Here is an 11,300-nt window from a genome sequence, read left to right on the forward strand (position 1 = left end):
CGCGGCCGACATCGACGCCGTCATCATCTCGACGGTCAGCCACCTGGTGCAGACGCCGTCCCTGGCAGCGATCGTCGCCGCCGAACTGGGATGCGTGGACGCTGCGGCGTTCGACATCTCCGCCGCGTGCGCCGGGTTCTGCTACGGCATCGGCATGGCTGAATCGCTGGTGCGCTCCGGTGCCGCCACGCATGTGCTGGCGATCGGCGCCGAGACGCTGTCGGAGATGACCGACCTGACCGATCGCACCACCGCGTTCCTGTTCGCCGACGGCGCGGGCGCCGCCGTGGTCGGACCGTCCGAGGTCGCGACGATGGGCCCCCTCGTGTGGGGATCGGACGGGCATCAGGCGACCGTCATCGAGATGAACCGAACCTGGCCCGAGGCTGTCGCCACCGGGGAACCGTCCCAGATCATGATGGACGGCCGTCCCGTGTTCCGCTGGGCGACCACCTTCATCGCGGACGCGGCCAAGCGAGCCCTCGAGGCCGCCGGGCTGTCCCCTGAGGAGCTCGACCTGTTCGTCCCCCATCAGGCGAACAACCGGATCACCGACGCCATGCTGCGGCACCTGAAGCTGCCCGACTCGGTGAAGGTCGCGCGCACGATCGTCCACTACGGCAACAACTCGGCCGCCTCCATCGGCGTCGCCCTGGACGCGATGATCCGCAGCGGCGAGGCCACCAGCGGCGACACCTGCCTCATCATCGGCTTCGGTGCCGGGCTGGTCTACGCCGGTCAGGTCATCACGATCCCCTGACCCACCCACCTCGTCCGGCCTTCCTGGCCGGTGCAACATCTGCACACCAACACATCAAGGAGAAACCTCATGGCCACCACTGAAGAGATCCGTTCGCAGCTCGCCGAGCTCGTCAACGAGGTTGCCGGCGTCCCGGTCGAGGACGTCCAGCTCGACAAGTCCTTCGTCGATGACCTCGACGTCGACAGCCTCGCGATGGTCGAGATCATCGTCGGCTGCGAGGACAAGTTCGGCGTCACGATCCCCGACGAGGAGAGCAAGAACCTCAAGACCGTCGGCGACGCCGTCGCCTACGTCGAGCAGCACAGCTGACGTCGCCGCGGGTGCCCGGGGGTCCGGGCGCCCCACCATCTCGGACGCACCACGTCCGGGGAGCTCCGCCTCCAGCACGAAGGAACGAGATCGATGAAGCAGATCGTCATCACCGGAATGGGTGCCACGACGCCGCTGGGTGGCGACGTGGCGTCGACGTGGTCCGCCATGTTGGCCGGGCAGTCCGGCGTGCGTGCGCTGACCGAGCCCTGGGCCGAGGACCTGTCCGTCCGCATCGCCGGGCATGTCGCCCATGATCCCAGCGAGAAGATCGACCGGGTCAAGGCTCGGCGGCTGGACCGCAACACCCAACTGGCGCTCATTGCCGCGGAGGAGGCCTGGCTGGATGCCGGCCTCGGGTTGGGCGACGGTAATGAGATCGACCCCGAGCGATTGGCGGTCTGCCTGGGCACCGGCATCGGCGGCCTCCACACGCTGCTGGGCAACTGGGACGTCTACAAGGACAAGGGCCCGCGCCGGGTCAGCCCCTTCACCATCCCCATGCTGATGGCGAATGCTTCTGCGGCGAACGTCGGCCTCCTGGTGAACGCCGCTGCAGCCGTACACGCCCCCGTGTCGGCATGCGCCTCCTCGAACGAGGCGCTGTCGCTCGCAGTGGACCAGATCCGCCTCGGCCGCGCCGACATCATCGTGGCGGGTGGAACGGAAGCCACCATCCATCCGCTTCCGATCGGTGCCTTTGCTCAGATGCAGGCGCTCTCCAAGCGCAACGACGACCCCCAGACGGCCTCGCGCCCCTGGGACAAGGGCCGGGACGGTTTCGTGCTCAGCGAAGGCTCCGCCGTCTTGGTACTGGAGTCCCTGGAGCACGCGCGGGCCCGTGGGGCGAAGATCTACGGCACCCTGGCGGGTGCGGGGATCTCCGACGACAACCACGACATCGTGCAGCCCGAGCCGTCCGGCCACGGCCAGGCCCAGGCCATGATCAAGGCGTTGCGCGAGAGCGGGCTGGCCCCCGCTGACATCCGCCACGTCAACGCCCACGGCACCTCGACGCCACAAGGTGACGTGACCGAGGCTCATTCGATCCGGTTGGCGCTGGGCGCGGCCACCGACCAGGTGGTCGTCACGTCGACGAAGTCCATGACCGGGCATCTGCTGGGCGCCGCAGGCGCCCTGGAGACGCTTGCCACCGTCCTGGCCCTGCGCGACCGCGTGGTGCCGCCGACCATCAACCTGGTCGATCCGGAAGAGGGGCTGGACCTCGACATTGCCGCGAACGCGACGCGAACGTTGCCCGCGGGCGACCTCGCCGCGCTGAACAACTCGTTCGGCTTCGGTGGCCACAACGTTGCCGTCGCGGTCACGAACGAGAACGTCACGGCCTGACTCGCCTGTCACGACGCAGGGGCCCCACGAGCATGACTGCTCGTGGGGCCCCTCGCATATCAAGGCGGCGTTCAGCCCACCTCGTGCAGCCAGCGCAGGGACTCCCCTTCGCCTGCCTGCCGGAACACGTCGAGTTCCTCGTCCCACGCTGATCCCAGCAGGGCATCCAGTTCGTCCTGCAGCGCCTCCGCATCGCCGGCCGCCGTCAGCATTGCCCGTCGAAGCCGGTCCTCGGGAACCACGACGTCACCGTTCAGCGTGGTCATCGCGTGAAACACGCCCAGCGTGGGCGTGTAGGAGTAGCGCTCGGGCTCGGCAACCGCACTCCCCGACTCGGATGCCTCAAAACGCAGCCGCGGCCAACGCTTGAGCGCGCTCACCAACGTGGCTGTGACCCCCGGGGCCCCCGTCCAACTGAACTCGCTGCGATAGCTGCCTCGCTCGGCCGGCTGGGGTCGCCAGTCCAGCGAAATGGGCGCGCCAACAACCCCACCGAGGGCCCATTCGACGTGCGGGCACAACGGTGAGGGTGCGGACATGATGGTCAACATCCCGCGGGTGGTGTTCACGACGCTCTCCTTCGGCTTCGGTGCTGCCTTCCCCTGCCTCACCTATGCCGCGTTCGTGCGCGTGTTCACTTCATTCTGCCGGGTCTGTCAAGCCGACGCACCCGGCAGGTTCATCCATTCAGTCGCTCGCCTGCGCAAGCAGTTCGGCGGCGTGATCGCGGGCCGCCTTGGTGGTGTCGAATCCGGCCATCATCCGGGCCAACTCGTCGACGCGGGCCTCGCCGGTCACCTCGGCGATCCCCGATGTGGTGACCTGTCCGTCGTCGGCCTTGTGAACGACGAACTGCCGGTCCGCGAAGGCTGCCACCTGCGCGAGATGGGTGACGACGATGACTTGGCTGCTCGCCGCCAGCCGCTTGAGCCGGCGCCCGATCTCCAAGGCGACTGCGCCGCCGACCCCGGCGTCCACCTCGTCGAAGACGAAGGTGTGCCCCGACGCCCCGCCAGCAAGGACCACCTCCAGCGCCAGCCGGACCCGTGACAGCTCGCCGCCCGAGGCGACCTTGGCCAGGGGGGCAGGCGTCGATCCCGGGTTGGCCGCGAACAGCAACGTCACCTGATCGCCTCCCTGAGGTCCCAGATCGGGCAGCGGGGAAACCTCGAAGGTGAGCCGCGCATGCGGCATCGCCAAGGCCGTGAGCTCCGCCTCCACCCGTTGCGCCAGTTCGCCCGCAGCTCGACGACGGGCGGCGCCGATCATCGTTCCGAGTTCCTCCAGCTCGCCGCGCTCCTGGGCGACCGCGCCCGCCAGGCTCACGATCCGCTCGTCGGAGCCTTGCAGGCGCTCCACATCCACGGCGGCATCGGCGGCCCAACTCAGCACGTCGGCCATCGTGGCACCGTACTTGCGCGTCAGCCCCTGCAAGGCGGCCAGCCGCCCGGCGATCCACTCCAACCGGGCAGGGTCCGCCTCGAGTCCGGCAAGGTAGGAGGCCACCTCCGTCGCCGCATCGCTCAGCAGGAAGGACACCTCGGCCAGCCGCTGCGCCAGCCCCGCCGCGCCGGGATCGTCCTCGGCGACCGCGTCCAACGCCTTGCGCGCTGCCGCCACCAGGCCGAGGGCGGTCGGCTGCTCGTCGAAGGCGTCGTCCTCGCCGGCCAACGCGACGGTGGCGGCACGTGCGGCCTGCCGCAGGTCGTCGACGGCCTGCAGGGAACGGGCCTCGGCCTGCAGGACCACGTCTTCGTCGGCCAGCGGTGCGACCTTCTCGATTTCGGCGAGTCCGAACTCAAGGACCGCCAACTCGCGGGCGCGTTCCTGCGCGCGTTCCCGGAGCTCGGCCAGTTCCTCGCTGTCTGCCCGGTGCCGAGCCCACTGGCGTCGATAGGCCGTCAGGTTCGCGTCCAGCTCAGGCCCCCCGAAGGCGTCGAGCACCTCGCGTTGACGCTCGGCCGTCCCCAGGCGCAGTTGCTCGCTTTGACCGTGGATGGTGATCTGCTCGCCGACGACGTCCAGCAGCCCGGGAACGGTGACGTGAGCACCGCCCACGAGGGCCCGCGAGCGGGACGGCGTCAACACCCGGGCAATGAGCACCTCACCGTCTTCGGTCTCCCCGCCGTTCTCGGCGATGCGGCCCGCCAGTCCCGGGTCCACGCTCAGACGCCCCTCCACGAGCGCACGCGCGCCCCCATGCCGGATCAGCCTGCTCTCGGCCTTCTCCCCCGTCAGCAGGCCCAGGCCTGTGACGATCATGGTCTTCCCCGCCCCGGTCTCGCCGGTGACGGCCGTGAACCCGGCGCCCAGTTCAAGGGCGGCGTCGCCGATGACGCCCAGTCCGGCGATCCGCAGTTCCGTCAGCATCAGCCGGCCTCTCCGGTTCGGACGCGATCGCGCTCTGCCGCACCGCGCCACCCGAACACCGGAAGATCGAACTTGCGCACCAGGCGCTGGACGAACGGCTGCTCGGAGGTGCGGGCCAGCTTCAGCGCGTGGCCGCTGCGGCGGACGGTGACATGGTTGTAGGGGGCCACCGAGACGCTGCGCCGCCCGTCGCACCAGAGGACGCCGCCGGAGGCCGGATTCTCCAGCATGGTGATGTCCACGGTCGAGCGTGGGCTGAGCACCAGTGGCCGGGCGAACAGGGCGTGAGCCAGGAGCGGCACCACCAGCAACGCCTCGAGGTCAGGCCACAGCACTGGACCCTGCGCCGAGAACGCGTACGCGGTCGAACCGGTGGGGGTGGCGACGAGGACGCCGTCGGTGCCCCAACGCGAGAGCGGATGGCCGTCGATGTCGACGACCACCTCGATCATGCGCTCCCGGGCCGCCTTCTCCAAGGACACCTCGTTGATCGCGAAGCTGGACCAGATGACGTCACCGTCGTGGCTGGAGCGGAGTTCGACCTCCAAGCACAACCGCTCCTCCACTCGGTAGTCCCGCTCGACCACCCGTCCCACCAGCGAGTGCGCTTGGCTGGGCTCGAGTTCGGCGAGGAATCCCACATGCCCCAGATTCACGCCCAGGACCGGGTACCCGAGCGGGACCGCCCACTCGGCGGCCCGCAGGATCGTCCCGTCCCCACCGAAGACGACGACCAGTTCGGGCTCCTGGTCGGGGCGCTCGGTGAACGGCCGCACGTCTGCGTCCCCGATGCGGTCCGACAGCAGCGGATAGGTGCTGGCCTTGACCCAGCACACGAAGCCGTGGGGCCGGAGCCGCTCGACGAAGTCGCAGGCAGCATCAACGGCCTCGGGACGCTGGTCGTGCACTCCCAGGGCGATGTGTCGTGGACTCACCGCGCCAGCCTAACGCGCCGCGTCGGTGGGCTCCGCGACGAGGTGCAGGAAGAACTCCTGATTGCCGTGCTCGCCCGGCAGCGGGCTCGCACCACGCCACACCTCGCGCCAGCCTGCCCGGACGGCTGCCTCGGCGACCTCCTCCACGCCCTGCTGAGCCCTCCGCTCGTCGAGGACGACGCCGCGTGAGTCCAGGTGGCCGCGGCCCACCTCGAATTGTGGCTTGACCATGAGCAGCGCGGCCCCACCGGTCCGGGTGACGGCGCGAAGCGGCCCCACGAGCAGCCGCAGCGAGATGAAGGAGACGTCGGCGACCACCACGTCCACCGCCCGGCCGCCCAGGTCGACCAGCGTCACCCCACGCAGATTCAGCCCCTCATGGTTGGTCACCCGGGGATCCTCACGCAGGGCGGTGACGAGTTGCCCGTGCCCGACGTCGACGGCATGGACGTGGCTGGCCCCTCGCTCGAGCAGCACCTGCGTGAATCCGCCCGTGGACGCCCCCGCGTCGAGCGCCAGCTCTCCGGCCACGGACAAGCCGGTCGCGTCGAGTGCTCCCAGCAGCTTGTGCGCGGCTCGGCTGACCCACGGATCGCGCGCCGCGCTGATCTCGTCGGCCTCCTCCACCGGCGCGGAGGGTTTCGTGACGACGACCCCGTTGACGTGAACGCGACCGGCGCCGATCAGGTCGCGCGCCTGGCCGCGTGCGCGCGCCAGCCCCCGTGCGACGAGTGCCGCGTCAAGCCTCACGGTGCGCGACGTGGTCCGGAGTCGGCAGGGTTGAGGGCGCGCTGCACCGCGTCGACGACCGCGGCCAGCGCATCGTGGTGGGTGTGGACGTCGGGGCCCAACTCGAGTCGCGCGAGGGCCTCGTCGATGTCCTGGTTGCCGGTGAGCGGCGGCGTCGATCCGGCGTCGGGGGCGTTCTCGGCGCGCTGTTCGTCTTCCACCCGTGCAGCCTAGTCGTCGCCGAGCCCACGAGCAGTGAGCGCATCTCCGGTGCGCCGCGCGTAGGCGACCGCCGACACCACCACGGGGGTCAGCGCGGTGGCCAGGTTGCGCTCGAGGCCGCGGGCACGTGCGGCAGCGCGGATGTCGCCGAACGAGGCGGCCAGGAACGGGATCGATCGAATGAGGATGGCGACGGCCAGCCCGAAGCGTTCCGGCCGGGCCCCGAGCCGGGCGAAGGGACGCGCAGCAGCGACCAGGGCATCGACGAGCGCAGGAAGCGGCGTGGTGAACAGGATCAGCCGGCTGGCGTACAACGCGAGCACCGTCGTGCCCACCACGGTGACGCCGGTCCCGGGCGCCCCCGTCAGCGCGTGGTAGCCGCCCAGGATCAGGAGCATCGCGGCCAGGGGCCACGGCACCCCCAGCGCCAGCCGCAGCGGCAGATGCAGCCCGAGCAGGGGCAGGGCGGAGATCACCACGAGCGCCGTGACCACCACGGGATCCCGGACGATCAACGCCGGGAGCAGCAGCACGAGGAACACGAGGTACTTACGGCCCACTCCCAGGCGATGCCATAGCGTGTCGCCGGGCACGTAGACACCCAGCAGTGCGCGCGCGGCGTTCATCGCTGGCTGGCCTCATAGAACGCGATGGCCTCGGTGGGCGCCCCGTCGGCGACGATCCGGCCACCCGAGACGACCAGGACGCGGTCCGCGTCGGCAGCCAGATCGAGGTCGTGGGTCGAGACGACGATCTGCTGCTCCAGGGCGTTCAGGGTCGCCCGGAGACGGTAGCGGTTGCCCAGGTCGAGCAGGGTCGTCGGCTCGTCGGCGACGAGCACTCCCGGTTCGACCGCCAAGACCGCGGTCAGCGCCACGAGTTGTCGCTCGCCTCCCGACAGGTCGTAGATGCTCTGCTCAGCGACTCGGTCCAGGCCTCGCTCGGCCAGGAGTTCCAGCGCTCGTGCGCGGCGCTCGGCACGCTGCGGCATGACTCGTCGCAGCGACAGTTCCACGTCCTCGATCGGCGTAGGCATGAGGAGTTGGCTCAGCGGGTCGGTGAACACGAATCCGACGTGCTGACGCACCGCCGCGCCGTCCCGGACGGGATCCAGCCCGTCCACTGTGACGCTTCCGGCCGTGGCCAGCGTGAGCCCGTTCAGTAGTCGAAGCAGCGTCGACTTGCCGGACCCGTTGGCCCCGATGAATGCGATGCGCCGCTCCGCCAAGACGCACGTGATGTCGTGGAGCAGGGTCTTACTCGTCCAGGGTCCGCCCGTGGCGCCGGGCACGGGGACGTCGACGCGGACGCCCTCCAGGTGGATCATCCGATGTGTGCGGCGGTGCGCTCGCTGTCGGTGACGCGCGGGGCGGGGGCGAACAGGTCGGGGAAGGCACGGTGGACGGCGACGGCGACCACGGATGCGATCACCGTCTTGATGAGGTCGCCGGGCCAGTAGGCCAGATCGAGCAGGGCGGCAGCTCCGAGGGGCATGTTGCCGTTGATGCTCATGCCCAGGATTCCGAGCGGGTGGATCACCAGGATGGAACCGGCCAGTCCGGCCACGACGAACATCCCCCACCGTCGCCCCGCCGTGCCGTACCGGAGGACGAAACGCCGGGAGAGGTAACCGATGACGAGGGCCGCGATCGGGAAGGCGAGCAGGTATCCCGCCGACGGGCGCACGAGGACCCCGAGGCCGGCCGCCCCGCCCGCGAAGACCGGCAGGCCCGCGAATCCGAGCAGCAGATAGAGGCACGTGGCTGCGAAACCGCGCACCGGGCCCAAGATCATGGCGGTGAGCGCCACCGCCAGCGTCTGCAGCGTGATCGGGACCATCAAGGCCCCGACCGGGATGGCCGGGGCGAGCGAGAACGCTGCGATGAGGCCGGCGAAAACGGCCACGAGGGCCAGGTCAGTCAGCGTCGACGGCTTTCGGCGGGTCATGTTGGGTTCTCCTGGCTCGGCTGTTTCGTCGACCTCACTCTACGACAGGGGCACGCTCTCCCGGGGACCCTTCCGAGGAGCGCCCACACAGGGGTGAACCTCACGCGGGCAACAGTGTGAAGCGGCCCACCAGGTCATCGAGGGGACCGGTCTCTCCTTGCCACACCGTGACGGCCAGCGCCCACAGCGCGTCGAGTTGCTCCTCGACGGTGTCGGTCGGGGCATCGAGGACGACTGTGCCCGCGGCCTCCAGCCAGGCGCGGGCGGCACCACAGCGCGCGACTCCTTGCTCGGTGCTGGCGACGCGGGCCGGCTCGAAGAGGGACTCCACGTTCCACCCGATCGCGGTCGGGCGACCGCCCTCGGGAGCGGTCAGGAGATCCTGCGCACCACTGGCCCCGGTGAAGACCAGGAACGAATCGATCCCCGCGGCGTGTGCGCCCATGATGTCGGTGTCGATGCGATCGCCGACGAAGACAGGGCGGTGAGCGCCGCTGCGGCGCAGCGCCTCCGTGATGAGCGGGCTGTACGGCTTGCCGACGATCGCGTCGGGGCCCTCGGCGACGGCGGCTCGGATCGCATTCACCTGGGTTCCAGCGCCAGGTACGATCCCGTCCGCCTCCGGACGCGTGGAGTCGGTGTTCGTCACGAACCACCGCGCGCCGTGCTGGATGGCGAAGGCTCCTTGATCAAGCCGGGGCCAGCTCATTGCCGGGTCGTAGCCCTGCACGACCGCCGCGGGGCGGTCTCGAAAGCCCTCGACCGGAACCATCCCGGCATCCACCACGTGATCGAGCAGGTTCCGGGTGCCCAGAACGAGCACCTTCGCCTCCTGCGGCAGCCGTTCCCGCAGCAGGGCGGCCATCGCCTGGGCGCTGGAGACCACGTCCGGCTCGCTCGCGTCGAACCCGAGCCGAGTCAGGTGGTCGGCGACCGTCTGGGTGCTGCGGGCGGCGTTGTTCGTCACGTACATCGTGCGCAGACCGCCGGCGTGGAGTCGCCCGACGCCGGCGACGGCACCCGGGATCGCCCCGGGACCGCGATAGAGCACCCCATCCAGGTCGAAGAACGCCGCGTCGTAGCCGTCGATGAACCTGCTCACGCGTCGCGGTCCTCCTCACCCGAGTCGACTCGTTCCGCGACTAGGCCCGTCTCGTTCTCGCCTCCATCCGCGGGGCCAGCGGCGGCCTCGGGAGCCGCGGTCTCCCCTTCAGCGTCGTCGTCGGCTGCCTCGGGAGCCCCGGTCTCCTCCTCAGCGTCGTCGCCGGCGATCTCGGGTTCGTCGCCGAGGAGCGCTTCCTCGTCGACCTCCAGCACCAGCCCCTGCAGGGCAGACACGCGATCCCCCGCATCGGTGACGCCCTCTTCGTCCAGGGCTGCGGCAGCGGCGAACCACCGCTCGGCTCCGTCGGCGTCCCCGGTGTGCTCTAGGAGATCCGCATAGCCGTAGCGCAAGCTGGCACGCGCCGCGCGCGAGCCCTTGCCCGAGGACGCCTCGATCTCGTGCTTGAGAAGTCGCAGGGCTTCCGCTTCCTGCCCCAAGTCAAGCCGGGCACCGGCCTCCACCAGCCTCAACTCGACCCGCTGACGGAACTCGGGTTGCTCGGCGAGTCCTTCCTTGATGAGTTTGAGCGCCTTGTCCGGGTGCCCGAGCGCGCGCTCGCAGTCGGCCATCACGGCGATGAATTCGTTGCCGCCGTTCATGCGACGCAGGGCCCGCAGTTCAGCGAGGGCTACCTGGTATTCCCCTGCCGCGTACGCGGCTTCGGCGGTGGCCTCCCGGGTGACGGAGAGCCGCGCTGCCCGGCGACGAGCCGCTTCGGCGTGCGCGTGGGCGAGTTGCGGGTCGGTATCGATCAACTCTCCCGCCTTCAAGAGGTGCGCCCCCACGATCTGGGCGATCTCGGGGCTCAGCCCACGCAGTTCCGCCCGCACTCCGCGCGGGAGGTCCCGCAGGTCCATGTCCTCGGGGGTGTCGGGCTCGTCAGGTTTGCGGGCCAGCCCCGGGCGCGGAACGTACGGCTCGCGGTCATCGTCCCTGCGCTGGTCACGATCCGGGCGCGGCCCGCCTCGGTCCTCGCGCGAGGGGCCACGCCGATCTTCCCGCGGGCCTGCCCCACGGCTGTCGCGGCGAGGACCGCGATCGGAGCGTCCGCCACTGCGATGGTCATCGCGGGGCCTACCGTCGTCCTGACGAGGGCGGTAGCCCTCCCGTGACCCCGAACCGGAATCGCGCGAGAACGAGCGTCCGCCGGAGGGACGAGACCCTTGCCCGTCCCGGTCCTTGCTCCAGCCGCCCTGCTGTCCACCGCGCTCACCACGCGAGTCACCTCCGCGACCCTGGTATCCGCGCGAGTCACCACCGCGACCACGCGAGTCACCACCACGGTCCTGGTAACCACGCGAGTCACCACCGCGACCTTGGTAGCCACGCGAGTCACCACTGCGACCACGCGAGTCACCACCACGGTCCTGGTATCCGCGCGAGTCACCACCACGCCCCTGGTAACCACGCGACTCACCACCACGGTCCTGGTATCCACGCGAGTCACCACCGCGACCTTGGTAGCCACGCGAGTCACCACTGCGACCACGCGAGTCACCACCACGGTCCTGGTATCCACGCGAGTCACCACCACGCCCCTGGTAACCACGCGAGTCACCACTGCGACCAC

Annotated in this window: 14 protein-coding genes; 3 read left to right on the forward strand and 11 right to left on the reverse strand. The window is 70.1% G+C overall.

Annotated features, from left to right (window positions below; translation table 11 throughout):
- From V7E09_RS11860 to fabF, 3 genes are all read left to right on the forward strand, one after another.
- The coding region (locus tag V7E09_RS11860) for a beta-ketoacyl-ACP synthase 3 (protein WP_324523439.1) at nt 1-760 on the forward strand (760 nt) is incomplete at its 5' end.
- Nucleotides 761-829: 69 nt separating this feature from the next.
- Entirely contained in the window at nt 830-1,072 is a 243-nt protein-coding gene (locus tag V7E09_RS11865; protein WP_129457181.1) for an acyl carrier protein, read from the forward strand.
- Between the two features lie 93 nt (nt 1,073-1,165).
- Complete coding sequence (gene fabF / locus V7E09_RS11870; protein ID WP_324512258.1) at nt 1,166-2,422, forward strand: beta-ketoacyl-ACP synthase II; 1,257 nt, start codon at nt 1,166-1,168, stop codon at nt 2,420-2,422.
- Nucleotides 2,423-2,493: 71 nt separating this feature from the next.
- Here fabF and V7E09_RS11875 read toward each other — a convergent pair whose 3' ends face one another.
- From V7E09_RS11875 to V7E09_RS11925, 11 genes are all read right to left on the reverse strand, one after another.
- Nucleotides 2,494-2,991 (reverse strand): DUF3145 domain-containing protein, encoded by a 498-nt coding sequence (locus V7E09_RS11875; protein ID WP_442956885.1) that lies wholly within the window; start codon nt 2,989-2,991, stop codon nt 2,494-2,496.
- A gap of 118 nt (nt 2,992-3,109) precedes the next feature.
- A complete protein-coding gene (gene recN / locus V7E09_RS11880) occupies nt 3,110-4,792 on the reverse strand; it encodes a DNA repair protein RecN (protein ID WP_324523440.1) in 1,683 nt (560 codons plus the stop codon).
- Complete coding sequence (locus V7E09_RS11885) at nt 4,792-5,727, reverse strand: NAD kinase (protein WP_324512060.1); 936 nt, start codon at nt 5,725-5,727, stop codon at nt 4,792-4,794. Before V7E09_RS11885 ends, recN begins: the two co-directional genes overlap by 1 nt.
- A 9-nt stretch (nt 5,728-5,736) precedes the next feature.
- Entirely contained in the window at nt 5,737-6,477 is a 741-nt protein-coding gene (locus V7E09_RS11890; protein WP_324512061.1) for a TlyA family RNA methyltransferase, read from the reverse strand.
- Entirely contained in the window at nt 6,474-6,677 is a 204-nt protein-coding gene (locus V7E09_RS11895; protein ID WP_324512062.1) for a hypothetical protein, read from the reverse strand. The genes V7E09_RS11890 and V7E09_RS11895 overlap by 4 nt, the downstream gene beginning before the upstream one ends.
- Before the next feature lie 9 nt (nt 6,678-6,686).
- A complete protein-coding gene (locus V7E09_RS11900) occupies nt 6,687-7,304 on the reverse strand; it encodes a CbiQ family ECF transporter T component (RefSeq protein ID WP_324512063.1) in 618 nt (205 codons plus the stop codon).
- Complete coding sequence (locus V7E09_RS11905; RefSeq protein ID WP_324512064.1) at nt 7,301-8,005, reverse strand: energy-coupling factor ABC transporter ATP-binding protein; 705 nt, start codon at nt 8,003-8,005, stop codon at nt 7,301-7,303. The genes V7E09_RS11900 and V7E09_RS11905 overlap by 4 nt, the downstream gene beginning before the upstream one ends.
- Nucleotides 8,002-8,625 carry a biotin transporter BioY gene (locus V7E09_RS11910; protein WP_324512065.1) on the reverse strand — a complete coding sequence of 208 codons (624 nt, stop codon included), beginning with the start codon at nt 8,623-8,625 and terminating at the stop codon, nt 8,002-8,004. The genes V7E09_RS11905 and V7E09_RS11910 overlap by 4 nt, the downstream gene beginning before the upstream one ends.
- Nucleotides 8,626-8,725: 100 nt before the next feature.
- Nucleotides 8,726-9,727 carry an HAD-IIA family hydrolase gene (locus V7E09_RS11915; protein ID WP_324512066.1) on the reverse strand — a complete coding sequence of 334 codons (1,002 nt, stop codon included), beginning with the start codon at nt 9,725-9,727 and terminating at the stop codon, nt 8,726-8,728.
- Complete coding sequence (locus tag V7E09_RS11920; protein WP_324512067.1) at nt 9,724-10,587, reverse strand: hypothetical protein; 864 nt, start codon at nt 10,585-10,587, stop codon at nt 9,724-9,726. The genes V7E09_RS11915 and V7E09_RS11920 overlap by 4 nt, the downstream gene beginning before the upstream one ends.
- Nucleotides 10,536-11,300: hypothetical protein (locus V7E09_RS11925; protein WP_324523441.1), on the reverse strand; the 765-nt coding region annotated here is incomplete at its 5' end. The genes V7E09_RS11925 and V7E09_RS11920, both read right to left, overlap by 52 nt.

It is taken from the genome of Propioniciclava sp. (assembly GCF_036744435.1).
Classification (GTDB): domain Bacteria; phylum Actinomycetota; class Actinomycetes; order Propionibacteriales; family Propionibacteriaceae; genus Propioniciclava.

Bases quoted from the DNA above. Each gene is read 5' to 3' on its own strand.
- V7E09_RS11865 (WP_129457181.1), top strand. From the start codon at position 830: ATGGCCACCACTGAAGAGATCCGTTCGCAGCTCGCCGAGCTCGTCAAC.
- recN (WP_324523440.1), bottom strand. From the start codon at position 4,792: ATGCTGACGGAACTGCGGATCGCCGGACTGGGCGTCATCGGCGACGCC.
- V7E09_RS11920 (WP_324512067.1), bottom strand. From the start codon at position 10,587: ATGGACCTGCGGGACCTCCCGCGCGGAGTGCGGGCGGAACTGCGTGGG.
- V7E09_RS11910 (WP_324512065.1), bottom strand. From the start codon at position 8,625: ATGACCCGCCGAAAGCCGTCGACGCTGACTGACCTGGCCCTCGTGGCC.
- V7E09_RS11905 (WP_324512064.1), bottom strand. From the start codon at position 8,005: ATGATCCACCTGGAGGGCGTCCGCGTCGACGTCCCCGTGCCCGGCGCC.
- fabF (WP_324512258.1), top strand. From the start codon at position 1,166: ATGAAGCAGATCGTCATCACCGGAATGGGTGCCACGACGCCGCTGGGT.
- V7E09_RS11900 (WP_324512063.1), bottom strand. From the start codon at position 7,304: ATGAACGCCGCGCGCGCACTGCTGGGTGTCTACGTGCCCGGCGACACG.